Here is a 24,634-nt window from a genome sequence, read left to right as displayed (position 1 = left end):
GGAACCCGGTGCCCAACACCTTGCCGCAGGTAACGGGGCCGCCAGGGTGCTCGGCCACGGGGAACCGGACGTACGCGCACTGGCACCGGGCCATGACCGCCCAGGGCCAGCAGCTCGTGACCCTGCGCGACCTGCCGATCCGGCACACCTGATGAGTCCCCTGCGGGGGGCCTTGAGGCGAGCACTGGTCGTGCGCGTGCCCGACCCCGCCGACATGTGGAAGAACCTCTTCCCCGCGGAGGCACCCCACCCGCAGGACACCGGCCGCAGGCGCGAGGCCCGCCCCGGGGGGCGAGCCCGGCCGCTACCCGGCGGGCGCGGATGCCTCTGACGGGGCGTCCGCGCCCGATACGGTCCTCGTCGGCAGCGCCAGCACCCTGCTGGCGAGGACCAGGGCGGTGGAGACGGTCAGCCAGCCCGCAGCGGCCAGAAGAACCGGTCCGCCGCCCCAGTGCGTGGCGAGGGGGCCCGCCAGGGCGAGACTGGCCGGGAGGGCGACGAGGTTGCCGAGCTGGGACCAGGCCGCCACCCGGGAGCGCGCGTCCTCGGGGACCCGCTGCTGGACCTGCGCCGTCTGCACCACCATGCACACCGAGCCCTGCCCGCCCATCAGCACGGCCAGCACGCACACCAGCCACAGCGGGCCCCCCAGGCCCAGGACGAGCAGGTACGGGGCCATCAGCAGGCCCACCGCGCACGCCGCGACCAATGGCTGCCCCGGACGCCAGCGCAGCGCGACAATCCCCCCGGCGATCGACCCGACCGCCTGCACCACCCCGATCACGGCCCACCCCGCCGCACCCCCGTACGCCCCTTCCGCCAGCAAGGGTCCTGCGACCATGTGCGGGCCGATCACCAGTGCCTGGAGCAGCGCCCCGTACACGAGAAGCACCGACAGCCACGGCATGGAGGCGACCAGCCGCGCCCCGTCCCGAATCTCCCGCCACAGCCCCGGCCGCCCGCCGGTGGACCGAGCGAGCGCGGGCAGGCGAAGCCCGGCCAGCGCCAGGGCACTGAGCGCGAACGTCGCGCCGTCCACGAGGAGCGCCGTGCCCGTCCCGGCCCAGGCAACGAGCACCCCGGCCACGGAGATCGAGGCGACCTTGTTGGCGTTGCCGACCAGGCCGAGCAACGCGTTCGCCTCCTGGACCCGCTCCTTGCCGACCAGAGACGGCACGAGACCGGAGGCAGCCGGAACGAACAGCGCCGTCCCCACCCCGGCGAGTGCCTGCAAAACGATCAGCGGCATCAGCCCCGCGTGCCCGGTCAGCAGGAGCACGCCGCAGGCCGCCTGGACCATGCAGCGAAGCACGTCCGCTCCCACCATGAGCGCACGGCGCGGCCACCGGTCGCCCAGAGCGCCACCGACCAGAACGAGCACGGCGATCGGAAGCCGGTTGGCGGCGAGCACGAGCCCGATTCCCTTGGGGCCGGCGACATCGAGCGCCGCAAAGGCGATCGTGAGAGGCACCAGACTGTCGCCGAACTGGGAGGCAGCCTGCCCCAAGAGGTATCGGCGGAACTGGGCCACGCGCAGGACGTCCATGGTCCAAGCCGACCACACGAGGCACACCGGTGAATCCAGTTCGGGACAACCGCCCTGGCCCGTCGGTGCGGTGGCGGCCGGGCAAGAGATTGAGGAACGTCGGCGTCAGATCGTGCGCCGACCAGCTGCTGTCCATATATCGCGAGGGGGTCCTACTTGCCCGCGCGGCGAAGGTGGCGCGAGCGGCGCTCCTCGCGCGGGAAGAGAGCGGGTATGACGGGCGAGATCATCGCGGAGGACGTGCGGGAGACCTTGCGGCGGGCGGGGTGGGTGCCGGAGCGGTGCGGGGTGATGCCGGTGGAGGTGGCGTGAGGCGGAGTCGGCCGGTGCTTCCGGGCGGCTTTTCCCTGTACGGCGGCCGGGCGGTCGGGGATGCTCTGGGGGTGACTGACATGACGGGTAACTCGCCCTGGACCAAGGGCATCAGCGCCATCACGTTGTTCGTTGGCGATCTCGGTGCCACGAAGCGCTTCTATCGGGAGGTGTTCGGGTTGCCCGTGGCCTTCGAGGATGAGAACTCGGCCGTCTTCGAGTTCGGGAACACCCTCATCAATCTGCTGCGGGACACCGAGGCCCCCGCGCTGATCGGGCCCGCGCGCGTCGCCGCGCCCGAGGCCGGGTCGCGGCTCCAGCTCACGCTGCCCGTCGACGACGTGGACGCGATGTGCGAGGAGCTGAAGGCGCGGGGTGTCACGTTGCTCAACGGGCCCGTCGACCGCCCCTGGGGGATTCGGACGGCCAGCTTCCGGGACCCGGGTGGGCACATCTGGGAGATCGCCAAGTAGTCCCGTCGTCCAGCCGCCCTCACACCCCCGAACGGCTCGTCCGTACCGGGAGGCGGGGCGGCTGGGCCTCGCCCTCCAGGTGGGTGATCTCGTGGTGGATCAGGCGGGAGAGGGGCGGGGTGTAGGTCGCCGTGAGGGGGTGGCCGGTCAGGGTCGTGGTCTCCACCGTGATCTCGCGGGGGCGGCGGACCGGGGTACGGGCGGCGGGTCGGCTCGGGCACGTCTCGTAGCTCTCGTCCGTCTCGGCCGAGGCCCCCGTGACACGGGGGTTCAGCAGGATCACCGCCGGGGCACCCCACGGCGGCTGCACCAGCGCCGCCGCGCGCGGCACGCCGATCTGCGGCGCCGACAGCCCCACCCCCTCCGGGAACGCGAACGCCCGCAGCACACGATCGAGCGTCGCCTCGATCGCCCGCACCGTCCTCATCGCCTCCTCCCTCTCCCCCGGCAGGTCGAACGGCCGCGCCGTCACCGCCAGTTCCGGCGCACACTCCAGCAACACCCCCGCCTCCCGCATCCGTTCCGCCCCCGGCGACGCCGGCTCCTCCACGACGCACCGGCCCGGATGCCCCTCGTACAGCCCACACCTCCCCCCGCGCCCGCACGGCGGCAGCAACCTCGCCTGATACGGCGGCATCTCGCGCGTGAACGTCACCCACACCGCCCCCTCTCTCAACTCCCGCACCTTGCCCATGTGTTCGACGCCCTCGTGCGCCTCCAGCGCGCACCGCGTCCGGCTCGCCGGTTCCCCGCCCAGCGTGTGGATGCTCAGCCGTTTCGCGAAGATCCGCATCAAGTGCGGTACGTCCGTCTCCGCGTCGCACCGCGCGGGCGCCAGGGCCGGGCCGGGCAGGGTCGTGTCACTCATCGGGGCTCCAGGTTTCCGTTCACTCGCTTCGGCCGGTACGGGCACCGGCACGGCGGCCAGCTCCAACCACGCACCACCCACGTCCGGGAACCGCGCCCCGAACGACCCCCCGCCCGCCAGCAGTTCGGCCACCGCCGTCTGCCGTCCCCCGTCCTCCGCCCACTCCCGCAGCGCCGTCGGCGCGTCCGGTCCCGGCGCGTACGTCGGCCGTACGAGGCCGCGCGGCGCCCACCGCGTACGCGGCCCCGGGTCGAGCCGCACCGCGAGCCGCAACGCCGTCGCCCGCAGCCACGCCCCGCACTCCCCCGCGTCCCGCACCTCCCCCGCAGCGAGCAGCCACGCCCCGCGCGCGTCCCCGCCCCTGGCCCATACGGCGAAGCCCCGCACGGCCCGCCCCCCGGGCCGCTCCGGACGGCCGTCCACCACCGTCACCGCCCGCCCTCGGCGCCCCGCACCGCCCCCGCGCCCGCCCTGTGCGGGTGCCGTTTGCGCAGGACGCGGCAGTCCGTCTCGGCCGAGTAGTCACCCCGCGCACGCGCGGCCCGCTCCTCGCGCAGCAGTTCGAGACACCTGGGGCAGTCCGTGACCGAAAGCCCGGAACGACACTGTGCGGCTGTGTTCATGCCTCTACAGTGCGTCACCAGGGCGGGACTCCAAAGCCAAAACCCCATGAAGGCAGGGGTAGCCCGATTCCTGCGGGGGGAGCATTATTCAAATCGCAGATAGGAGAGGGGAGTTAGCACGCGTGAGCGAATCCTCTCGGCGAAGCAGGGCGATTGCCGCCTTCGCCGAAGAAGTACGGAGCCAGCGGCAGCATTTGGGGCTTAGTCAAACGGCATATGCCAATTTGCTCATCTTCTCGCAGCCGTTGGTTTCGAAAGTCGAACGGGGCGAGGTTCCGGCGAGTCCGGAGTTCGCGCGGGCGATGGACAAGGCGGGGAAGACCGGCGGGGTGTACGTCCGGCTGCATGGCGAGTTGTTCCGCCAGGACTACCCGGACTGGTTCAAGCCGTATGCGGATCTTGAGCAGAGCGCGACGGCGATAGTCAGCTACAGCTCAGTGCTGGTCGAGGGCCTTGCCCAGACGGAGGCGTACGCAGCGGCAGTGTTCCGCGCAGCGAACCCTACAGAGACCGAGGACGAGGTCAGGGCCCGTATCGAACTCCGCGTCCAGCGACAGCAGATCCTCAACCGGGAGAACCCCCCGCGCCTGTGGATGATCGTGGCGGAAAGCGTTCTCCGCATGAGTGTCGGCGGACCGGCAACCATGCGCGAACAACTGACCTACCTCGCGGAGCTGGCCGAGCGCCCCACTGTCACCCTTCAGATTCTTCGCGCGCGTGACGGCGCCCCACCCACGGATATGCCGTTTATCTTCCTCACCGTGGACGGTCAGCAGGTGGCTTACTCAGAATCGTGGGTGGGCGGTGGTTCCGTGGACCGTTCGCCCGAGACAATCGCACAGACGGCGGAGGTGTGTGATCATCTGCGCATGATGGCGGCGTCCGCCCAGGATTCGCTGGACCTACTCCGCAGCATGGCAAAGCAACAAGGAGCAGACGAATGACGAACAATCCCGCCCGCACGTGGGTCAAGAGCAGCTACAGCGGGGGCAACAACGGCTCTTGCATTGAGATCGCGTTCGGCGAGCCGGTCATTCCCGTCCGTGACAGCAAGCGTGCCGAGTCCGGCCCCGTGGTTGAATTCGGTCGTGAGGCGTTCGCCGCCTTCCTCGGGTCCGTGACAACGGACCGTTAAGACGTCGCGTGACTGCCACTTCCCCCCCTCGGTGGCAACCCCTCCACGCGACCCCGAAGCCCGCCGTGCTCCCCGGACCAGGGAGCGCGGCGGGCTTCGCCTTGCGTGCGGGTGGGCAGGCTTCAAGCCCGTACACGAGACGAGGGAGCGTCCCGATGACGAACCAGACGCGCACGTGGGTCAAGAGCAGCTACAGCGGCGCCGACAACGGCAATTGCGTCGAGATCGCGGTCGGCGAGACGGCCGTGCCCGTACGCGACAGCAAGCGCGCCGAGGAGAGCCCCGTGATCGCGTTCGGCCGCGAAGCGTTCACCACCTTCCTCGGGTCCGTCACGAACAACCGCTAAAGCCCCCCCCCACGCGAACCCGAAGCCCGCCGCTCCCCGCCCAGGGGGCCCGGCGGGCTTCGCCGTACGCCCGGCTGGGCATGCTCCTAGCCCGTACGCGCGACGAGGGAGCAACCCCATGACGAACCAGCCCCGCACGTGGGTCAAGAGCAGCTACAGCGGCGGCGACAACGGCGATTGCGTCGAGATCGCCCCCGGCGAGACCGCCGTACCCGTACGCGACAGCAAGCGCGCCGGGCAGAGCCCCGTGGTCACCTTCGGCCGCGAAGCGTTCGGGAGGTTCCTGGACTCCGTACGGACGGCCTGAGCGGACGCTGACCGCGCGGTCAACTGCCGTGCGCCGCCGCTGCGGTCAGCTTGCCGGAGCCTTGTCGGTGCGGCGGTGGGAGAGGAGCCAGTCGTAGAGGGCGGGGTCGTCGTAGGTGGCGGTCCAGGAGTCGTGGCCGACGCCCGGATAGCGCGTGAAACGGACGTCGGCGCCGAGGGCTTCGAGGACCGTCACGATCTCCTCGGAGCGGCTGATCGGGACGACGTCGTCCTCTTCGCCGTGGAAGGCCCAGACGGGCACGTCACGGATGGGCTCCGGGCTTTGCATCCACAGGCCGCCGCAGACGGGGGCGACGGCGGCGAAGCGCTCGGGGTAGCGGACGGCGAGGCTCCAGGTGGCGTAGCCGCCCATGCTCAGGCCCGTGACGTAGATACGCGAGGGATCGATGCGGTACTCGGCCTCGACCTCGTCCAACAACCGCGCGAGCGTGGTGACTTCGGGAACCCACTGACTCGACGCGGGACACTGCGGGGAGGCGACGACGAAAGGGAACTCCTGACCGGCCTCGGCCAGCTTCGGTATCCCGTGCCGCTCGACCGCCTCCAGGTCGGCGCCGCGCTCGCCCGCGCCGTGCAGGAACAGCACGAGCGGCCACGTACGGGCCGGGTCGGAGTCGTAGTCCTCGGGCAGGTGGAGGAGATACGAGAGGACGTCGGCAGGAGCGGCCTCGCCCTCGACCACCTCGTGCCGACGCGCGGCGGGGACGACCTTGCGCAACTTCCGCATCACATGTACCTCCATCGGGTGAACCGGTGGCCCGGCCCGGCCGGCCGGGACCGGTCCATCGTGCCCGTTCCGGCCGGCACGGCAAGGGAGTCCGGAGGCCCGGGCGGCGGGCGGGCCGCACGCTCCGTCGGCACGGCGCCCCGTTGTCAGAGGGGTCGTCCACACTGGCCCGCATGAACTCGGTGACCGCAGACGACTACGCCTGGATTCGCACCTCGCCGTTCTTCCGGCACGCGCAGGAGGTGGGGTACACGCTCACGCTGATACGGGGGCGGACCCCGGACGAGGTGCTGCGCGCGGCGGGCGCGGAGCCGCGCGGCCGCGGGGAGGGCACGGACGGACTGATCGACGCGGAGAACGCGCACCGCGACGAGAGCGACGACCTGTGGGACGAGTCCTACGTCGTCGGCGCCTTCAGCGCGGCGGGCGCGGGCGGCGACTGGACACTCGTCCTCGGCTACGACGGTGGCCTGGGGCTCGGGGACGCGTGCGTCGAGGCGCTGTCGGCGGGCGGCCGGGTCGTCGTGCACTCGACCAACGGCGGCAAGCCCATCGACCTCTTCCAGTGGTACGAGGACGGCGTGCTGCGCACGGTCTTCGAGTGGCCCCTCTGGCGCGACGGCAGCACCCCCGACGCGCTCCTCCCCGAGCTGCGCGAGGTCGGCTTCCCGCTGACGCCGGAGGGCGAGCACGACGAGGACGCCCCGGACGTCGACGGCAAGGCGGCGGTCCTCGCCCTGGCCGAGCGTCTCACGGGCGTACGCCTCACCGAATCGCTTCTCGGGGACGCCACGTACACGCTCGGACTCGTCCCCGAACAGCCCGCCGAGGAATGGTCCGAGCTGATCATCGACATCACCGACGCGTACGGCGAGCGCCTGCACAAGAAGTGGACGTACGAGGAGGTCGCCGCGGCCTCGGAGCGCGCACGAAGGCAGGCGAACGGGCCGGTCGTGATCACGCACGGCGAACCACCGGACCGAACGCCACGGACGCGCGATTAAATGAGCTATTCCATCAGAATAGCCTGCTCAGGTGACGGCGATGCACTAAGGCCGGGATGTTGGCGAGCGCGTGGTGCACGATGCTCTTTCAGCCGACGGCTTCGGAAAAGAGGCCCTATGTGGACACGGAAAAGCGAGTCTATGGGTACGCGGACCCCACCTGCAACGGGAAGTTTTCGAGCAAATACATCACGGCTCGCCTTCTCAGCAGGAAGTGCGAAGACGAGGAGAAATGCCCCAATCGGATCGCAGCCACCTACAAGCGGAGTGCCCGCAGGGACGATCTGAAGCGCGTGAGCCGAGCGTGGGTCCAGCCCAAGTGTAAGAAGTCGAAGGGGAAGCGCTTTTTCGTTGTGGAGGGAAACAGCTACGTGGACGGACGCAAGACGAGGGGTTGGGGTGAGGGGGCTTGGCTGCATTGCGGCAACTAGGAACGTACAGCCTGCGCCTCCTCGGCCGCCCGGCCGAGGGTTTCGCCTGCTGGCTCGCGACGAACGTCAGCCCGTTGGGGGCTGAATTCACCGTGTGCGTCGAGACTCAGGCTGAGGGGCGTATGGCGGAGGTCCTGCACGATGACGAGGGGCCGTGGGGGTCGGTCCTCATCGCTGCGGTTTTCGCGAGAGGTTCGTCCAGCGGAACGCTTCTTCTGCCGCTTGAGATTTCGACACCCAGGGCTCATTACGGCCACTTCATCGGCTCGGGCACGCTGCTCGATCCCCAGCAGGAGTGGCTTCTCCAGGTCTACCTACCGGCTCTGAAAGTCACCTACAGAGCGTGGCTGACCGAGGAAGGCGACGGTAACTCGCTTCTGCGTTACCGCCGAACCCCTGAAATTCTCCACGCAGGGCCTGGGCCGACCATCTGGCATGGCGGGGTCATTCAGTCAGGTGCGGGTCTTTTCTGCGTGTCAGGATTACGCGCGCAAGGGGACGCCGCACCGGAGTGGCGTGACATGGACACCCCTCTCTCTTCAAGCTTTCGCAGATCCGGGGTAATGCTGGACGGTGAATTCGACCGGCAGTTCCTCGACGAACTGGACGGCAGCCTCGTCGCCCTGACCACCCCGGACACGGGGGCGACCGAAATGCGGATTTCCGCCGAGGTGGCCGACAGAACTTTCACCGTTTCCGTTTAGGGCGCTCCGCCGGAGGCGAACGCCATGGGCCCGCTCCCGCCGGGTGGCGGGAGCGGGCCCGTGGAGCCGCCGTCAGAGGCCGGCCGTGCCGGGGTTACGCCGTGGTGGCCCGGTTCCAGAAGTGGTGGGTGAGGCCGCTCGCGGAGGACGTGGACTCGATGGTGAAACGCTCCTGGACGTCGGCCAGTCCGTCCCACATCGAGACGCCGCCGCCCAGGATCATCGGCACGGTGATCAGGTGCAGGAAGTCGACGAGGTCGGCGGCGAGGAACTGCCGGATGGTGGAGGGGCCGCCGCCGAGGCGGATGTCCTTCCCGTCCGCGAGCCCCTGCGCGTATTCGAGCGCTTCCTTGGGACCCGCGTCCAGGAAGTGGAAGCTCGTGCCGTTGTCGAAGTGCATGGGTTCGTGGGCGTGGTGGGTGAGGACGACCACGGGCGTGCCGAAGGGCGGTTCCTCGCCCCACCAGCCGCGCCAGCCGTCCTCGGGCCACTCACCGGTCTGCGGGCCGAACTTGCCCCGGCCCATGATCTCCGCCCCGATGCCCTGACTCCACGTGCTCGCGAGCGCGCGGTCGAGCGTGATCGGGTCCTCGATCGCCTGGATGCCGTCGATCACCCGGCCGTCGAAGCGTGTGAACATCCTCTCGGCGCCCCCCATGGGGCTCTCGATCGTGATCGTCTCGCCCGCACTGTAACCGTCCAGCGAGACATGGAAGTTGTGTACACGGACCTTGCTGATGACGAACCGCCTCCCGTGAGTGATTGCGAACTGCAACCGGCCTGCGAACCCTACGATGACGGGGTTGCGAGTCGCAATCAGTCAGGAGGTGTCGCGTCGCGATGCGTGAGGAGCCGCGCTCGGGTTGCGCGATCAACGCCGCCGTGGAGGTCCTGGGAGACCCGTGGACACTGATCGTGCTGCGTGATGTGGTCTTCGGCGGTCGTCGCCACTTCCGTGAGCTGCTGAGCCGGAACGACGAGGGCATCGCGTCCAACATCCTCGCCGACCGCCTGCGCAAGCTCGTCGCGACGGGCCTCCTGACGCGCGAGGACGCCCCGCGCGGCCGGAAAGCCACGTACACCCTCACCGAGGCCGGTATCCAGACGCTCCCCGTGATGGCCGCGCTCGGCGCCTGGGGGCTGGCACACCGGCCCACGACCCCGGAACTGGCCATCCGCGCCCGCCTCCTCGCGGAAGACCCGGCACTGGTGGGCGAGTTGATGGACGAGCTGCGGGAGGCCCATCTCGGGATCGCCCGGCAGAGGACCGGCGGCCCGACCGCTTCCGAGCGCCTGCGGCAGGCGTACGAGGAGGCGCGGGCCGCGCAAGCGGGCTGACGGGGCGGGGGCTTGACGGGCGGGGCGAGGCGGGAACGGGGGCTTGACGGGCGGGGCGAGGCCGCCGGACCGGCGGCGTACCCGGCGCGCCGGGCGCCCACGATGTCGTCCGAGGCGTCGCCGTCCGGACGGGCCAGGAGCCGTCCCGGTGCGGAGGCGTTCGGCGCGCTGGAGGCGAGCCCGAGCTGTTCGCGGGCTGGAGTCGGTGTCGGCGGCGAAGCGGCGACAGCGGCCAGGGGCCTGGTTCCGCCGGGCACGGCGACCAGGCACAGAGCGAGCAGGGGAGCCGAGGTGGTGGCGAGAGCCGCGGACCGGCACGGGCTCCCGGTTTCCGTCACTCCCGGAGGGACGACTCCTGCGGCCCGACCGGTCTCAGCGTCCTCGCGAGCGCGTCGACGGTCACCCCGACGATCGCCCGGAGCTGCTCCGGGCTCGACCCGGACCTGCCCATCACCGCGAGGGACTGGTTCACGGCCGCTACGTGTACGGCGAAGTCCCCGGCGTTCTCCTCGGACATTCCACCGGCCCTCAGCGCGGCGCGCAGGCGCGGGCACTGTTGGGCGAACAACTCCTTGACATGCTCCGCGACGCTCGGGCTCAGCGCCGGACCGGCCATGACCGACTGGGCCATCAGGCATCCGTCGGGCACGGCGGGGTCGGCTATGCGCCCCAGGGTGACGTCGAAGAACGCGCGGACGGCGGCGACGGGGTCCTCGGCCGCGCACGAGAGGGCGGCGTCGAACTTGTCGCCGTAGCGCGTGGCGTAGCGGTCCAGACAGCGAAGGAAGAGCGCGTCCTTGTCGCCGAGCGAGGAGTAGATCGAGCTCCGGTTCAGGCCGGTCGCCCGGGACAGGTCGTCGAGCGAGGTGTCCGCGTAGCCGGAGCGCCAGAACTGGATCATCGCGGCGTCGAGCACCGTGTCCATGTCGAACTGCTTCTTGCCTGCCATGCGCCCCATCCTCTCATCTTGAACTGGTTGGTTCAAGATGTGCTAGCGTCGCATCCCGGCCCACTCGCCTCGATGGAGGATTCCCATGACCAACCCCGTCGCCGCCCTGCCCCCGCATGACCTGGCCGGGTTCACGCACCGCTGGGTCGATGCCGACGGCGTCCGCGTGCACGCCGTCGAAGGCGGTCGGCCGGACGGACCGGCCGTCGTCCTGCTCACCGGGTTCCCGCAGACGTGGTGGGCCTGGCGGAAGGTCATGCCCGCTCTCGCCGACCGGTTCCGGGTCATCGCGATCGACCGGCCGGGCCAGGGCGGTTCCGAGCATCCGGAGCTCAGCTACGACACGCACACGGTCGCCGCGCACACCCAGGCCGCCGTGGACGCTCTCGGCGTGCGCGAGTACTGGCTCGCCGGGCACGACATCGGCGCCTGGGTCGCCTTCTCCCTCGCGCTGCACCACGAGAGCCGACTGCACGGGCTCGCGCTGCTCGACGCCGGGATTCCCGGTATCACCATGCCGGAAGCGATCACTCTCGACCCGGCTCTGGCGTTCAAGACCTGGCACTTCGCCTTCCACCTGGTGCCCGGTCTTCCCGAGACGCTGATAGCCGGTCGCGAGCGGGAGTACGTCAGCTGGTTCCTGAAGACCAAGTCCTTCGCGCCCGGCACGTTCGAGGAAGCGGAGCTCGACCACTACAGCGCGGCACTCGCCGCCGATGGCGGCCTGCGCGCCGGCCTCGCCTACTACCGCGACGCCGCCGAGTCCGCGCGCAAGAACCGCACGGCACTCGAGCAACGGCGACTGGCCACGCCCGTCCTCGGCATCTCCGGCAGCCACGGCTCGATCCCGGACATGGCCGCCTCCCTCAGCCCGTGGGCCGAGAACGTGACCGGCGTCATCGTGCCCGACTCCGGTCACTACATCCCCGAGGAGCAGCCCGAGGCCGTCGCGGCCGCCCTCACCGACTTCTTCAGCGGCCGTTAGCGCTCCGGCCGGTGGGAGGCGCCCGTCCCGGGATCGCCCGGCAGACGACCGGCGGCCCGACCGCTTCCGAGCGCCTGCGGCAGGCGTACGAGGAAGCGGGGGCGGCGCAAGCGGGCTGACGGCGGGGCGGGGGCGGGGCTTGACGGGCGGGACGGGGGGCGGGCTTGACGGGCGGGGCGGGGCCTTGACGACGTGCTGCGCTCCGGGCCCCGCCCCCGCTCCCCCGCTCCCCCTCCCCCGGTCCCGCCGCAGGTCTCGTCACTCCGTCGCGATCGCCCCCAGTACGTTCATACGCCCCGCCCTGAAGGCCGGGACCAGCGCCGCGAGCAGCCCCACCAGGGCCGAGCCGGCGAAGACGCCGCCGATCGTCGGCCAGGGGATGTCCAGGACCTTCAGGCCCTCCAGCGCCAGGAGGGACTGGGCGCTCGCGCCCCAGCCGAGGCCCAGGCCCAGGCCCAGTGCCGCGCCGAAGAGGGCGATGACGACCGATTCGAGGCGGATCATGCGGCGCAGCTGTCGGCGTGAGAGGCCGATGGCCCGCATGAGACCGATCTCCCTGGTGCGTTCGACGACCGACAGGGCGAGCGTGTTCACGACGCCCAGGACGGCGACGACGATCGCGAGGGCGAGGAGCCCGTAGATCATGTTGAGGAGCTGGCCGACCTGGTCCTTCAGGAGCTGCTTGTAGTCGGCCTGGTTGGCGACCTCGTACTGCGGATACGGGTCCATGACCTTCTTGAGCCGCGCGTACGCCGCCTTCTCCTTGCCGTCGTCGGCCTTCGCGAAGAGCGCGACGGACGGCGGGACCTTTCCGGCCGGGAGGTGCGCGCGGGCGGTGGCGAGCGAGACGTACCAGGCGCCCTTGTCGAAGACCGTCTCGTCCGAGGTGATCGCGCGGACGGTGAGCGGCACCGTATCGCCCTCGTGGAAGGCGACGGTCAGCTTGTCGCCGACCTTCACGCCGTGCTTCTCGGCGGTGCCCTCGTTGAGGCTGATGCCGTCCTTCTCGTAGGCGGCGGCCAGGCTGCCCGCGACGGTCTTCTGGTGCACGTCCTCCATGTACGTCGGCTCGGTCGCCGAGACCCCGTCGCGCTTCTTCGTACCGTCCGGGAAGGTCACCGTCGCCCCGACCCGCTTGAGGTGCGAGACGTGCGCGATGCCGTCGATGCCCGCGATCGCCTTCTCCGCCTTCGGTACGAGCGGCTGGCTCATCGTGTCGACGATGAAGTCCGCGCCGACCGACTCGTCGAGCTGCTTGCTCGCGGAGGTGACCATCGAGGAGCCGACGACGGAGAGGCAGGCGACGAGCGCGAGGCCGATCATCAGCGCGGCCCCGGTCGCGCCCGTCCGGCGCGGGTTGCGCAGCGCGTTGCGCTCGGCGAGGCGGCCCATGGGCCCGAAGACCCGCAGCACGACCGCGCCGATGACCCGCACCACGAGCCCCGCGAGCAGCGGCCCCACCAGGATCAGCCCGAGCAGGCTCAGGAAGATCCCGCCGCCGAGCCACGGCGCCCCGTCCCCCGCCTTGTCGACGGTCGAGACCTGGTACAGCGCGGCCGCCCCGCCCAGGGTGAGGAGCGCGCCCAGCGCCGAACGCACCGCGCCCGCACGGCGGTCCGTGGGACTGCCCGTCTCGCGCAGCGCCGCCATCGGCGAGACCCGCCCGGCGCGCCGGGCCGGGAGGTACGCGGCGAGCACGGTCACCGCGATGCCGAGGACGAGCCCGATGACGGGCGTGGTCCAGGCGATCGTGAGGTCGCTGGTCGACAGGTTCATCCCGGCCGCGCTCATGAGCTTCATGAGCCCGACCGCGAGCCCGACCCCCGCGCCCGCGCCGAGCACCGAGCCGACCACCCCGAGCAGCAGCGCTTCCACGAGCACCGAGCGGTTGACCTGGCGGCGCGAGGAGCCGACCGCCCGCAACAGCCCGAGTTCACGGGTGCGTTGGGCGACGAGCATGGAGAAGGTGTTGACGATGAGGAAGATCCCGACGAGGAAGGCGATCCCGGCGAAGCCGAGCAGCGCGTACTTCATGACGTCGAGGAAGGAGGCGGTGTCCTTGCTGTACTCGTCGGCGGACTCCTGCCGCGTGAGCAGCTTGTGCCCGGCCCTGTCGAGGACGGCGCTCGCGTCCGCCTTCAGCGCGGTGTCGCTCACGCCCTTCGCGGCGGTGAGGTTGATCTGCGTGAACCGGCCAGGCGCGTCGATGAGTTCGCGCTGCGCGGTCGCCGTGTCGTAGTAGAAGACGGCCGCGCCCGGGTTGGTCACGGTGAACGTCGCTATGCCGCTGACGTGCGAGGTGAAGTCGCCGTGCGCGGTGATCGTGCGGAGCTCGTCGCCGGCCTTCAGGTGGTGCTTTGCCGCCGTGTCGGCGTCCACGACGACCTCGGCGCGCGAGCGGGGCAGGTGCCCGGAGGTCAGCTTCATGGACCGCTCGTCGGTACGGGTCCAGTTGCCCGCGAGCGTGGGGGCGCCCGTCGAGGCGCCGAGGCTCTTGTCGTCCGCGCCGACGACGGTGACGGACTGCGTGCTGACCGCGCCCTCGGCCCGCGCCACCCCGTTGACGCGGGCGAGCTTGGCGACCTCGGCGGCGGGCAGCGTGGCGCCGTTCTCGGTCTGCGCGCGGTCCTGCGCGGCCTTGCTCGGGCTGACGGTGACGTCGGCCGCCGACTTCGCGAAGAGCTTGTCGAAGGTCGTCGTCATCGTGTCGGTGAAGACGAGGGTGCCGCACACGAAGGCGACGGAGAGCAGCACGGCCACGGCGGAGAGCGCCATGCGGCCCTTGTGCGCCCAGAAGTTGCGCAGGGAGGTACGGAAGACGGTCACGAGGTCCGCCCCCGCGCGTCGAAGTCCTTCATGCGGTCGAGGACCTGCTCGGCGGTCGGCTCGTACATCTCGTCGACGATCCGGCCGTCCGCGAGGTAGAGGACGCGGTCGGCGTACGAGGCGGCGACCGGGTCGTGCGTGACCATGACGATGGTCTGCCCGAAACGGTCGACGGAGGTGCGGAGGAAGCCGAGCACCTCGGCGCCCGCCCGCGAGTCGAGGTTCCCCGTCGGCTCGTCACCGAAGATGATCTCGGGCCGCGCGGCGAGCGCGCGGGCCACGGCGACGCGCTGCTGCTGGCCGCCCGAGAGCTGGTTGGGGCGGTGCTTGAGGCGGCCCGCGAGACCGACCGTCTCGACGACCTGGTCGAGCCAGGCGCGGTCCGGCTTGCGGCCCGCTATGTCCATGGGGAGTGTGATGTTCTCCAGGGCGTTGAGCGTCGGAATGAGGTTGAACGCCTGGAAGATGAAGCCGATCCGGTCCCGGCGCAGGCGCGTGAGCCGCTTGTCCTTGAGGCCCGTGATCTCGTCCTCGCCGAGGTGCACGCGCCCCTCGCTCACGGTGTCGAGCCCGGCGAGGCAGTGCATCAGCGTGGACTTGCCGGAGCCCGAGGGGCCCATGATCGCGGTGAATCGTCCTTTCGCGATGTCCACGTCGACGCCGTCGAGCGCCCGTACGCGCGTCTCCCCCGAGCCGTACGCCTTGACGAGCCCCCGGGCCCGCGCGGCCACTGCCGCCTGCCCGCCCGCGCCACCCTGACGCGGGTGTGTGGTCAGTGCCGTTGTCACGTCATGTCTCCTATGTCGGTCATCAAGGCGCGTGAGCGCGCCCCGCGCCGCCCGCCGTTCCCCCCGGGGGCGGCTCGCGGAGCGGAAGTCCTGTGCGGAAGTCCCCTTGCGGAAGTCCGGTGCGGAAGTCCTGTGCGGTCGGAGCGCGCCGTCGGTACGTCGCACACCACGTCGGCCGTACGTGGTGGCCCGCGCCCCGCTCCCCTACCTGCTTACGTGCTCCATACTTCCCGTCCCCCGTGCCCCCGCGCAGTGCGGCTGAGCACACAATCCGCAGGGCGGTTAGCCCCCCTGCGATGCTGCGGCCAGCCTCGCTCCGCCAGGCTGGGCAGCGACCGGGATTGCCCACCTCCTCCGCCGGTACCACCGGCCCCCGACCCCACTCGGGGGAATCCCCTAGGGGACGACTCGGGGTACGGGCCCGGCGACCGATCCGGACTAAAGAGGATCAGCGGGTGGCGCGCGGTATATCCGGATTCATGACACAGGGGCCGCATTCCTCTGGCCATTCCCTCAATAATGGCGCGAGAATTCACACCAACAGAACGGAAAGTCAGGCAAATTCCAGGTCAATTGAAGTAGTGAACGCGAATACCGTCGCAGCCGGATATCCGCAGGCCCGCCAGGCGCGAATCGTGTAAGCGGAATGCATCCGGTCCGAGCGGGTCGGCCGCTGACCCGGGGGAGCGGACCGGAAAAGGCTTGAACGTCGCCGGGACGCATGGAAGTTTGGCCGGGCGATCGCACAGCGGGTGACGTGCGCTGAAACGGCTCCACGGGGGAAGCCGTCGCCTCACCCGAGGGGGGAGCCGACGCATGCACATCGCCCTGCCACTCGGGCCGGACGGCCCCTGCGGCCTCCCGTCCGAGAACACCGGGACGGCGCTCCGGGAGACCCTCGCCGCCACCACGAGCGAGCGCATCACGACACGGCCCCCGAGGGCCGGTGGCCCCCGGGGGACATGACTCCGCAGGCCGGGGCAGTGCCAGCTGCCCGAGAGTAGGCCGGCGGTCCGCCGCACGCCCGGGAACGTGAGCCCCCACTCCTCTCGCGTGCCACTCAACTCGGCACGCCAGCAGGGGCTTTGGCCCGGCGTGCATCCATCACAACGCGCAAAGGTATCCCATGAAGCTGAAAAGACCGGCCGCGCTCGTCTGCGCGGGGGCCGTCCTCGCCCTCGGTGGCGCCTCCGGCGCCGCGGCCTGGGCCTCGCCCTCCGACGGCCCCGCCCACGTACGGCAGGCAGCGGCAGAACACCACGTCACGTACTCGGACGCGGACATCGTCGGCCTCCTCGTCTTCGCCAAGGGCAAGGCTGCGGACGACCACCCCGAGCTCGCGGACGCCATCAAGTCGCACAAGTCGAACAACGAGAACAACGAGAAGGTGACGCTGGAGCAGATCGACCAGTTCACCACCGCGCTCAAGGCTCTCGACGCCGACTTCCACGACAAGATCACCGTGGCGGTGCAGATCGACGACCCCTTCCAGGCCAAGTCCGGCATGGAGCGGCTGAACCAGGACATCGACAAGTTCCTGAGCAAGACCAGGGAGGCCAGTGCCGACACGGTGAACCCGCAGGGCGCCTTCTGGCACGACGCGAACATCGTCATCGAGCTGAACGTCGCGGGAGCCATCAACGCGATCGGCTACGCCAACGTGGCGGGTGCCACCGAAGCGGTCGTCGCGCTGGTCGTCGTCCCCTCGGCCGTCAGCTACGGCTTCGACATGCGTCAGCCCAACGGTCTCGACGAGGACACCATGGTGGCCGCCGTGGCCCACACCCTGTGAGTCCGGCCTGACACCCCGCGGTACCGCTGCCGCGCCGCTCCCGCGGGACAGGCGCCGTCCCAGGGACCGCGCGCCCCTCGTCCCCCGGGGCGGCGCGGCAGCTCCCCGCGCCCCCGATCCTCGACACCGACTCCCCGAAGGTCGCGTTCCCATGAATCCCAGTACGGGCGGAGACGGGCGCACCGACAAGGAAGTACAGGCCGGGTCCACCAGGCCACTGATCCTGTTCGTCCTCGTCTGCGTCTGCGTCTTCGGATACCTGGCTCTTGGCCTCTTCTACACGTTGCCCAGCAACGCCCTCAGCAGCCGGCACTCCGCCGGTGCCCGCACCGCGTTCAACACCCTCGTCCCTCAGAACTGGGCCTTCTTCACCAGGAACCCGGAGACGGGCCAGACCGGTGCCTACCGCCTCGGTCACGACGGCGAGGTCAGCGATCTGCTGCACACCCCGCAGGGCGCCCCGTCCAACCTCTTCGGCCTCTCCCGCACGCAGCGCGCCCAGGGCCCCGAACTCGGTTTTCTCAACGCTCACGTGACGGGGCACTACGCCAAGTGCTCCGCCTACCTCGCGGACTGCGTCGAGGAGAGCGCGAAGCGGGCCCCGGTGAAGGTCACCAACACGAGCCCGCTCCCCACCCTCTGCGGTGACCTCGTCCTCACCCAGGAGAAGACCGTGCCGTGGGCCTTCCGGAACGAAGTCCCCTACCAGAAGCACGTCGACCGAGTCGCCCACGTGGATGTCCGATGTCACTGACCCCGCTGCTCAACACCGCCACCCAGTGGGTCACAGGCCGTACGGCCCGCTTCGACCTGCGCAACAGATGGTTCGGCGTCGGCCGCACCGTCCTCGCCTCCGCCCAGCTCAGCGTCCTGCTGTTCACCCCGCTCAAGGCCCTGCTCGTCCCCGTCCTGGGCATGGGGCACTACCCGCGCTGCGACGGAGTGCGGGCCGCCTCAGCCGTGTGCGTCGGCGGCGGCTCCGTCGGCGACGAAGTCCGGCGTTGGGTGATGGTCGCGATCCTCCTCCTCGTCGTGAGCGGCTACCGGCCGCGCTGGACGGCGCTGCCGCACGCGTGGGTGGCCTACTCCGTCGCCGTCAGCATCTCGGTGCCGGACGGCGGTGAGTCCATCGGGATGATCGTCTCGTTCCTGCTCGTCCCGATCGCCCTCGCCGACGACCGCACCTGGCACTGGACGCGCCCGGAGACGGAGCAGAACCCCTCGTTCCGCATCGTCGCGTACGTCTGTTTCCTTGCGCTGCGCGCGCAGATCGCGTACCTCTACCTGGACAGCGCCATCAGCAAGTTCGGCGTCGCCGACTGGGCCAACGGAACCGCCGAGTACTACTTCCTGCGGGACAACATGTTCGGGGTCGGGCAGCCGTGGAGCGCGCTCGCCCTGGGGGTCTCCAAGTACGCGATCATCGTGGTGGCGCTCACGTGGGGCGCCCTGCTGATCGAGATCGCCATCGGCGTCTGCGTCCTTCTCAAGGGGCCCTGGCGGAAGGCCGGGATGGCGCTCGACATCCTCCTTCACGGCAGCATCGTGCTGACGATGGGCCTGTGGAGTTTCGCCTTCGTCATGATCGGCTCCTCCGTGCTGTGCGCCACTCCGGGTCGGGGCCGTCCGCGCGAGGCGGTGCCACGGAGTACGGGCACGGCCGGCGGCACGGGCACGGATGCGCTGGGCGACGCGGAGACGCCGGGCACCGTGGACGCGCCCACGGCCGCGCCCGGCGCGGTCCCCGCGCCCGCCGGGACGTGAAAGGGGCGGGAGAGGGCGGCCCAGGAGGGCCGGCCTCTCCCGCCCGTCTCAGGAGGTCGGCCTCTCCCGCCGTCTCAGGAGGCCGGAGACGTCCGGACGTGGAAGCTGCTGCCGTTGCGCGGTCCCAGTCTGGCCTCGACGTGCGCGCTTTCGCCGTCGATCACCTCGAACTCCGCCGAGGACTCCCCCAGTCGCGCTGTTTTCTGGCCGCGATATCGGAAGTACACGCTGACGCGGTGCTTTCCCGGCCCTGCGGAAACCGTAGAGCGTCCCCAGGAAGCGACTTCGGTACGGGAATCGTCGATTTCGACGACCGGGACCGTGAAAATATGGTGAAACCAAGCAGCGATCAAAGACGGCTTGACATCGATTATTACGTTCGCCGATTGCTCTGCCATACCCCGGAGGTTATCAACGGGCCCTCACCCCTGACAGGCCGCACATTCATCCATTTCCTCAATCCTGTTACCACGTACAGATATCGCGAGACCTGCCATTGCCCTCGGGTACGGACAGGCAGGGCGCTACGAGGCTCCCCGCAGCCCCTCCACCGCGATCCGTCCCACCACCCCGATCACCGCGTCCGCCGCGGGGAGGACGTGCCGGGTGTCGGCGGCGCGGGTGAAGACGGCCACCGCGTAGCGGCCCCCGTCCGGATACTCCACGACGCCGACCTCGGCGCGCAGGGTCGGGAGCGTGCCCGTCTTGCCGGAGACGCGGACGTCGTCGAAGGGGAAGCCGGAGGCGAGGCGGTGCGGCCAGACCTGGAGGCCGAGCAGCCTTCGTACCGCCGCCCCGTGCGCCTCGGGCAGGAACTCGTCCCGCCACAACGCCCGGAGCAGGCTCGTGAGTTCGCGCGGGGTGGAGCGGTTGCCGTGGGTGGGGTCCAGGGCCCGCAGGCGCGCGAGCACGACCGGGTCGGTGAGCGCGCGGGCCCCCGCCGGGCCCGCGTCCGCCCGCATCCCCTCCTGCGTGGCGGCGAAGCTCTCCACCGCGCGGGTGAGGCGCAGCCCCAGCGCCTCCGTCGTGCGATTGACCTCCTCCAGGCCGACCCGCGCGAGAAGCAGATCGGCCGCCGCGTTGTCGCTCACGGCGATCATGAGGTAGGCGAGGTCACGCAGCGACACGCGCGGCGCGTCGAGCATCGCCGCGAGCCCCGTCCCACCGGGCGTCCGCCCTTCGACGGCGCACTCGACCTGCTCCGTCAGGTCGATCCGCCCCGCCACCGCGAGCCGGTGCAGCGCGAGCAGCAGGCACAGCTTGTGGACGCTCGCCGTGGGCACGAGCCGGTCCGCGCCGTACCCCGCCTCCGTCCCGCGATCGATGTCCACCGCGTGGACGACGCCGTCCACCCCGGCGTCGGCGAAGGCGGCGGCGATACGGTCCGCGACGGCCGTACCGGCGTGCGTGGTCGGGTCCTCGGGTGCGTCTTTCACAGCCAGTACTCCGCCGCTGGACGTAGGTGCAAAGGTCGTACGGGGGTGACGGGCCCCGCGGCCGCCGGGTCCTCGTCCCGGCCGGCTCCCCCTCCCCCGGCGCGCGTCCCGCCCCCGTCCACCACGGCCCCCTCCCGCTCGCGCAGCGCCACCGTCACCGCCTCGGCGAACGCGGTGACGGCCGCGTCCTCGCGACCGGCGGGCCAGGCCGCCGAGTGGCGGCGGGCCAGCGGCGCCCCGGCGAGCGGGCGCCACACCAGCCCCGGCACGTCCACCGCCTCCGCGCGCGGCACGAAGGCGACGGCCTGCCCGGACAGGACGAGGCCCCGGACGAAGTTCTCGCCCCGGCCGTGCCGCACGGCGCGGGGCGTCCAGCCCTCGCGGGCACAGGAGTTGAGGAGTTCGTCGTAGAGCGCGGGCGCTCCCGCGCGCGGGAAGAGGACGAGTTCGCGGTCGCCGAGCGCCGCGAGCGGCACCGCCTCGCCCCCGGCCACGTCCGCCGACTCGGCGAGCAGCACGCCGAGTTCGCGCCGCAGCACGGGGCCGAGCGCCAAGCCCTGCAGTGCGCAGGGGTGATGGACGAGACCGACGTCGAGTTCCCGTGCGCGCAGGGCCACGAGCTGTTCGGCCGTCGTCAACTCCCGTACCTCCAGCTCGACTCCGGTGTCCGCCCGGCGGAAACCTTCGAGGAGCGCCGCGACCGTCGGCCCGGCGAGGTCGGGCGGCAGCCCGGCCCGCAGGAGGCCGCTGCCGCCCTCGCGCACGCGCCGCGCGAGGGCACGCAGCGCCTCGTGCCGGTCGAGGAGCGTACGCGCCTCCGGCAGCAGGAGCTGACCGGCCCTGGTGAGCGCGACCCGGCGGCTCGTGCGCTCGAAGAGCCGTACGCCCAGTTCCCTTTCGAGCCGCTGCACGCGCTGCGAGAGCGGCGGCTGCGCCATGCCGAGCCGGCGCGCGGCACGGCCGAAGTGTGACTCTTCGGCAACAGCCAAGAAGCACTCCAGGTGCCGGATCAGGTCCACGAGCAGCAATGATACGCACATCAGTATGGATGAATGATTGATAGCGAACTTGGACAGAGTGGGTGCCGCGCTGGTCTGCTCGGCGTATGACGACCCACCACGGCACCTCCGGTCCGCCGCTCGCCCCCTGGGATTCCCCGCAGGGCCCGCCGCGCCGCTCCCGTACCGCGCTGCGAGCGATCCTCGTCGTCCTCCTCGTCCTCGCGCTGACGGCGCTGGGGCTGTACGTGGCGAAGTCGGGCCCCTTCGCGCGGGACGGCGCGGACGGACCCGACCCGGCGGCGACCGCGCAGGCGCGCGACTTCCTCGCCGACTGGTCGCACGACCGCCTGGACGCGGCCGGTGCCCGCACGACGCACCCCGGCGACGCGAGCCGCATCCTCGGCAGCTTCACCTCGGGCCTGGAGATCACACGCCCGCACCTCACCGCCGGGGTCCCCCGCGAGGCGGAGGACGGCGCGGTGGAGGTCCCCTTCACGGCCCGGATGCCGGTCAAGGGCCTCGGCACGTGGACGTACACCTCACGGATGACGCTCAGATCCGGCAAGGACGACCGCTGGACCATCGACTGGAGACTCGGCCTCGTCCACCCGCGCCTGAGCGACGTCGCGAAGTTCCGCCTCGACCGCGAGGACACGAGCGAGCCGAAGGCGAAGGACCGCCACGGCAAGGCGCTCACCTCGGCCGACTTCCCCTCCCTCGCCCCCGTCCTCGCCCAGCTCGGCAACGGCGGTCAGGGACCGCGCGGCGCGATCCGCCTCGTCGACCGCGCGAGCGGTGAAGTCCTGCGCACGGAGGCGCGGTTCGGCGCGAAGGAGGTGACGGACGAGCCCGCCGGTACGACGCTCGACAGCACGTGGCAGTCCGCCGCCGAACACGCGCTCGCGGCCGAGCCCGAACACCGCAACGCCTCGCTCGTCGCCCTCCGCGCCGACACGGGCGAGATCCTCGCCGTCGCCAACTCCCCCGCCACCGGCTTCAACCGGGCCGTCTCCGGTACGTACGCACCCGGCTCGACCTTCAAACTCGTCACGAGCAGCGCCCTGTTGATGAAGGGCGTCGTGCGCCCCGACACGGTCGTGGACTGCCCCAAGCACCTCGTCGTCGGCAAGGAGTTCCACAACGTCGAGACGTCGTCCTTCCCGGACGCGACCTTCCGCAAGGACTTCACCGAGTCGTGCAACACGGCCTTCATCAGCCTGCGCGACAAACTCGCCCCGACCGCCCTCGGCGACGTCGCCCGCGAGTACTACGGCATCGGCCAGGAGTGGCACATCGGCGTTCCGTCCTACGACGGATCGATCCCCGCCCCGAAGGACGAGACCGAGAAGGCCGCCTCGATGATCGGCCAGGCCCGCCTCCAGGCGAACCCCTTGATCATGGCCTCGGTCACGGCGACGGCGGCGACGGGCCGCTTCCGCATGCCGCACCTCGTCCCCGACCCCGAGGACACGACGAAGACGACCCCGCTCCCGGGACAGGTCAGCACCGACCTGCGCACCCTCATGCGCGCCACGGTCACCGAGGGCACGGCCCGCATACTCTCCGACCTCCCCGGCGAGATCGGCGGCAAGACCGGCACGGCGGAGGTCTCCGACGACGCCCCCAACAACGGCTGGATGGTCGCCCACCGGGGCAACGTCGCCCTCGCGTGCGTGGTCGAGGGCGGCGTCACGGGCAGCGGCTCGGCGGGGCCGATCCTCCACGAGTTGCTGTCGCGGGTGCCGGGGGACGGGGAGTAGGGGGGCGGGGCTCCGGGGCGGGGCGGTACGGGGCGGGGCGGGGCGGGGCGGGGCGGCTGTGGCTGTGGCTGTGGCTGTGGCTTGGCGGTTAGGCCGCGTCCGCTCCGTCCCCGTACTCGCTCGGCTGGTTCAGGACGACCGCGAGCGACACGATCCTCCCGTCCCTGAGCGAGAAGTAGTTGCTCATGATCAGCTCGTCCGGGAGGCCGGAGCGGTCGAAGTCGCCGTCGTAGCGGCCCCGGACGATGACGTCCCCGTAGTGATCCAGGACCTCCACGGGCTCGACGCTCACGTGCTCGGCGACCATCTCCTTCTCCACCCAGCGGCGGATCGCGGCGGCGCCCCGGATCTCGCGCCGGTTGTCGTTGACGTACGCGTCCGGGGCGAAGGTGGACACGATCGCGTCGACGTCGAAGGCGTTGACCGCGCGGAAGTGCTCCGCGACGACGCCGCTCAGGGGGATCTCGGTGGTGGGCATGGGGTCTGCTCCCGTTCCTCTTCTCGTCCCGGCCCGTCCGGGCTCGGCTCCACCGTGGGCGCTCCCCCTCGGGCAGACGCAAGCGCGCGCCGCTCCTGGTGTCTCCCCCTGGGGGAGGGTCCAGACTGGGGGGATGCCGGAGTTGCTGTCGATCGGGGATTTCGCCCGCGCCACCCACCTCAGCGTGAAGGCGCTGCGCCACTACCAGGAGCAGGGCCTCCTGGAGCCCGCCGAGACCGACGAGGTGTCCGGCTACCGGCGGTACGACCTCGCCCAGATCCCCACCGCGCAGATCATCCACCGTTTCCGCGACCTGGACATGCCGCTCGCCGAGATCCGCGAGATCCTGCGCACCCCCGACCCGGCCGCCCGCAACGCGCTCATCGCCCGGCACCTGCGACGGCTCGAAGACCAGCTCGTCCGTACGCGCGACGCCGTCGCCTCACTGCGCGACCTCCTGGAGCACCCCGAGGCGGCCGCCCCGATCACCCACCGCCACCTCCCCGCACGCCGCGTCGCCGCCGTCACCGCCGAAGACCTCGACGTCGCCGACATCGGCGCCTGGTACCACGGAGCCCTCGGCGAACTCTTCGCGACGCTCGGCAGCCAGGGCGTACCGCCCTCGGGCCCGGCGGGAGGCGTCTACGCGGAGTCCCTGTTCACCCTCGAACACGGCCGCGCCACGGTCTACGTGCCGACCGCCACCGAGCCGCGCCCCGCCGGACGGGTCCGGACGGCCGAACTCCCCCCGGTGGAACTCGCGGTGATCACGCACGACGGCCCCGAGGCGGGCATCGACCGCGCGTACGGCGCCCTCGCCACGTACGTCACCCGCCACGCTCTCGCGGTGGCGGGCCCGATCCACGAGTTCTACCCGGTGAGCTTCCACGACACCCCGGAGCCGGCCCGCTGGCGCACGGAGATCGGCTGGCCGGTCTTCTCCACCGTCGAGGCGTTTCACGAGCCGCGACGGGACGAACGGCCCTGATGCCGCTGGGTGATGGCGGGCGCGCTCCGCGC

27 protein-coding genes are annotated in these 24,634 nt (G+C 71.1%); 15 read left to right on the top strand and 12 right to left on the bottom strand.

The features are described from left to right. Window positions 1-8: 8 nt before the first annotated feature. Window positions 9-152 (top strand): hypothetical protein, encoded by a 144-nt coding sequence (locus ACIP4O_RS03965; protein WP_401571207.1) that lies wholly within the window; start codon window positions 9-11, stop codon window positions 150-152. A gap of 152 nt (window positions 153-304) precedes the next feature. On the opposite strand, the gene ACIP4O_RS03960 is transcribed toward ACIP4O_RS03965, so the two are convergent. Next, on the bottom strand, window positions 305-1,546 hold the full coding sequence (locus tag ACIP4O_RS03960; RefSeq protein ID WP_401571206.1) for an MFS transporter: 1,242 nt from the start codon (window positions 1,544-1,546) through the stop codon (window positions 305-307). A gap of 392 nt (window positions 1,547-1,938) precedes the next feature. Between ACIP4O_RS03960 and ACIP4O_RS03955 the strand changes: the two genes are divergently transcribed. Beyond that, entirely contained in the window at window positions 1,939-2,331 is a 393-nt protein-coding gene (locus tag ACIP4O_RS03955; RefSeq protein WP_401573809.1) for a VOC family protein, read from the top strand. 19 nt (window positions 2,332-2,350) lie between these two features. On the opposite strand, the gene ACIP4O_RS03950 is transcribed toward ACIP4O_RS03955, so the two are convergent. Then, window positions 2,351-3,631 carry a peptide deformylase gene (locus ACIP4O_RS03950; RefSeq protein ID WP_401571203.1) on the bottom strand — a complete coding sequence of 427 codons (1,281 nt, stop codon included), beginning with the start codon at window positions 3,629-3,631 and terminating at the stop codon, window positions 2,351-2,353. Next, entirely contained in the window at window positions 3,628-3,822 is a 195-nt protein-coding gene (locus tag ACIP4O_RS03945; RefSeq protein WP_401571200.1) for a hypothetical protein, read from the bottom strand. Before ACIP4O_RS03945 ends, ACIP4O_RS03950 begins: the two co-directional genes overlap by 4 nt. Window positions 3,823-3,944: 122 nt before the next feature. Here ACIP4O_RS03945 and ACIP4O_RS03940 point away from each other — a divergent pair, with 122 nt between their 5' ends. The 4 genes from ACIP4O_RS03940 (at window position 3,945) to ACIP4O_RS03925 (ending at window position 5,611) form a co-directional block, all read left to right on the top strand. Then, window positions 3,945-4,766: a Scr1 family TA system antitoxin-like transcriptional regulator gene (locus ACIP4O_RS03940; RefSeq protein ID WP_401571198.1), complete on the top strand. Its 822-nt coding sequence runs from the start codon at window positions 3,945-3,947 to the stop codon at window positions 4,764-4,766. Next, the gene (locus tag ACIP4O_RS03935) at window positions 4,763-4,957 is read left to right on the top strand and encodes a DUF397 domain-containing protein (RefSeq protein WP_401571195.1); all 195 of its coding nucleotides are present in this window, start codon (window positions 4,763-4,765) and stop codon (window positions 4,955-4,957) included. The genes ACIP4O_RS03940 and ACIP4O_RS03935 overlap by 4 nt, the downstream gene beginning before the upstream one ends. 155 nt (window positions 4,958-5,112) lie before the next feature. Continuing rightward, entirely contained in the window at window positions 5,113-5,304 is a 192-nt protein-coding gene (locus tag ACIP4O_RS03930; protein ID WP_401571193.1) for a DUF397 domain-containing protein, read from the top strand. A gap of 118 nt (window positions 5,305-5,422) precedes the next feature. Further along, entirely contained in the window at window positions 5,423-5,611 is a 189-nt protein-coding gene (locus ACIP4O_RS03925; protein WP_401571190.1) for a DUF397 domain-containing protein, read from the top strand. 45 nt (window positions 5,612-5,656) lie between these two features. Here ACIP4O_RS03925 and ACIP4O_RS03920 read toward each other — a convergent pair whose 3' ends face one another. Beyond that, on the bottom strand, window positions 5,657-6,358 hold the full coding sequence (locus ACIP4O_RS03920) for an alpha/beta fold hydrolase (RefSeq protein ID WP_401571188.1): 702 nt from the start codon (window positions 6,356-6,358) through the stop codon (window positions 5,657-5,659). A 173-nt stretch (window positions 6,359-6,531) separates the two neighbouring features. Here ACIP4O_RS03920 and ACIP4O_RS03915 point away from each other — a divergent pair, with 173 nt between their 5' ends. Then, window positions 6,532-7,362: a DUF6461 domain-containing protein gene (locus tag ACIP4O_RS03915; RefSeq protein ID WP_401571185.1), complete on the top strand. Its 831-nt coding sequence runs from the start codon at window positions 6,532-6,534 to the stop codon at window positions 7,360-7,362. Between the two features lie 409 nt (window positions 7,363-7,771). Beyond that, window positions 7,772-8,497, top strand: a complete 726-nt coding sequence (locus tag ACIP4O_RS03910) for a hypothetical protein (protein WP_401571183.1) — start codon at window positions 7,772-7,774, stop codon at window positions 8,495-8,497. A gap of 94 nt (window positions 8,498-8,591) precedes the next feature. On the opposite strand, the gene ACIP4O_RS03905 is transcribed toward ACIP4O_RS03910, so the two are convergent. Continuing rightward, window positions 8,592-9,236: a dihydrofolate reductase family protein gene (locus tag ACIP4O_RS03905; protein ID WP_401573807.1), complete on the bottom strand. Its 645-nt coding sequence runs from the start codon at window positions 9,234-9,236 to the stop codon at window positions 8,592-8,594. A 101-nt stretch (window positions 9,237-9,337) separates the two neighbouring features. Here ACIP4O_RS03905 and ACIP4O_RS03900 point away from each other — a divergent pair, with 101 nt between their 5' ends. Beyond that, a complete protein-coding gene (locus ACIP4O_RS03900) occupies window positions 9,338-9,835 on the top strand; it encodes a winged helix-turn-helix transcriptional regulator (RefSeq protein ID WP_401571180.1) in 498 nt (165 codons plus the stop codon). 334 nt (window positions 9,836-10,169) lie between these two features. Here the strand turns inward: ACIP4O_RS03900 and ACIP4O_RS03895 are convergent, their stop codons facing one another. Beyond that, window positions 10,170-10,784, bottom strand: coding sequence for a TetR/AcrR family transcriptional regulator (locus ACIP4O_RS03895; protein ID WP_401571178.1), 615 nt, complete (start codon window positions 10,782-10,784; stop codon window positions 10,170-10,172). 85 nt (window positions 10,785-10,869) lie between these two features. Here ACIP4O_RS03895 and ACIP4O_RS03890 point away from each other — a divergent pair, with 85 nt between their 5' ends. Further along, the gene (locus ACIP4O_RS03890; RefSeq protein WP_401571175.1) at window positions 10,870-11,769 is read left to right on the top strand and encodes an alpha/beta fold hydrolase; all 900 of its coding nucleotides are present in this window, start codon (window positions 10,870-10,872) and stop codon (window positions 11,767-11,769) included. A 258-nt stretch (window positions 11,770-12,027) separates the two neighbouring features. Here ACIP4O_RS03890 and ACIP4O_RS03885 read toward each other — a convergent pair whose 3' ends face one another. Together ACIP4O_RS03885 and ACIP4O_RS03880 are read right to left on the bottom strand one after the other, a co-directional pair. Next, window positions 12,028-14,595 carry an ABC transporter permease gene (locus ACIP4O_RS03885; protein ID WP_401571173.1) on the bottom strand — a complete coding sequence of 856 codons (2,568 nt, stop codon included), beginning with the start codon at window positions 14,593-14,595 and terminating at the stop codon, window positions 12,028-12,030. Then, a complete protein-coding gene (locus tag ACIP4O_RS03880; RefSeq protein WP_361320220.1) occupies window positions 14,592-15,383 on the bottom strand; it encodes an ABC transporter ATP-binding protein in 792 nt (263 codons plus the stop codon). Before ACIP4O_RS03880 ends, ACIP4O_RS03885 begins: the two co-directional genes overlap by 4 nt. A 1,126-nt stretch (window positions 15,384-16,509) precedes the next feature. Here ACIP4O_RS03880 and ACIP4O_RS03875 point away from each other — a divergent pair. From ACIP4O_RS03875 to ACIP4O_RS03865, 3 genes are all read left to right on the top strand, one after another. Beyond that, window positions 16,510-17,175, top strand: coding sequence for a sporulation delaying protein family toxin (locus tag ACIP4O_RS03875; protein WP_401571170.1), 666 nt, complete (start codon window positions 16,510-16,512; stop codon window positions 17,173-17,175). Between the two features lie 151 nt (window positions 17,176-17,326). Beyond that, complete coding sequence (locus ACIP4O_RS03870; RefSeq protein ID WP_164288719.1) at window positions 17,327-17,929, top strand: SdpA family antimicrobial peptide system protein; 603 nt, start codon at window positions 17,327-17,329, stop codon at window positions 17,927-17,929. After that, window positions 17,920-18,939, top strand: coding sequence for a sporulation-delaying protein SdpB family protein (locus tag ACIP4O_RS03865; RefSeq protein ID WP_401571167.1), 1,020 nt, complete (start codon window positions 17,920-17,922; stop codon window positions 18,937-18,939). The genes ACIP4O_RS03870 and ACIP4O_RS03865 overlap by 10 nt, the downstream gene beginning before the upstream one ends. 74 nt (window positions 18,940-19,013) lie before the next feature. Here the strand turns inward: ACIP4O_RS03865 and ACIP4O_RS03860 are convergent, their stop codons facing one another. The 3 genes from ACIP4O_RS03860 to ACIP4O_RS03850 form a co-directional block, all read right to left on the bottom strand. Further along, window positions 19,014-19,337, bottom strand: a complete 324-nt coding sequence (locus ACIP4O_RS03860; RefSeq protein ID WP_401571164.1) for a hypothetical protein — start codon at window positions 19,335-19,337, stop codon at window positions 19,014-19,016. Between the two features lie 126 nt (window positions 19,338-19,463). After that, entirely contained in the window at window positions 19,464-20,375 is a 912-nt protein-coding gene (locus ACIP4O_RS03855; RefSeq protein ID WP_401571161.1) for a serine hydrolase, read from the bottom strand. Further along, window positions 20,372-21,415, bottom strand: coding sequence for a LysR family transcriptional regulator (locus ACIP4O_RS03850; RefSeq protein ID WP_401571159.1), 1,044 nt, complete (start codon window positions 21,413-21,415; stop codon window positions 20,372-20,374). The genes ACIP4O_RS03855 and ACIP4O_RS03850 overlap by 4 nt, the downstream gene beginning before the upstream one ends. A 65-nt stretch (window positions 21,416-21,480) precedes the next feature. Here ACIP4O_RS03850 and ACIP4O_RS03845 point away from each other — a divergent pair, with 65 nt between their 5' ends. Beyond that, on the top strand, window positions 21,481-23,136 hold the full coding sequence (locus ACIP4O_RS03845) for a penicillin-binding transpeptidase domain-containing protein (protein ID WP_401571156.1): 1,656 nt from the start codon (window positions 21,481-21,483) through the stop codon (window positions 23,134-23,136). 88 nt (window positions 23,137-23,224) lie between these two features. Here the strand turns inward: ACIP4O_RS03845 and ACIP4O_RS03840 are convergent, their stop codons facing one another. Beyond that, window positions 23,225-23,614 carry a nuclear transport factor 2 family protein gene (locus ACIP4O_RS03840; RefSeq protein ID WP_401571154.1) on the bottom strand — a complete coding sequence of 130 codons (390 nt, stop codon included), beginning with the start codon at window positions 23,612-23,614 and terminating at the stop codon, window positions 23,225-23,227. A gap of 133 nt (window positions 23,615-23,747) precedes the next feature. Between ACIP4O_RS03840 and ACIP4O_RS03835 the strand changes: the two genes are divergently transcribed. Then, window positions 23,748-24,602, top strand: coding sequence for a MerR family transcriptional regulator (locus ACIP4O_RS03835; protein WP_401571151.1), 855 nt, complete (start codon window positions 23,748-23,750; stop codon window positions 24,600-24,602). The last annotated feature ends 32 nt before the right edge of the window (window positions 24,603-24,634 follow it).

It is taken from the genome of Streptomyces sp. NPDC088923 (genome assembly GCF_044749745.1).
Lineage (GTDB): Bacteria > Actinomycetota > Actinomycetes > Streptomycetales > Streptomycetaceae > Streptomyces.
This window is presented reverse-complemented; position numbering and strand designations above follow the sequence as displayed.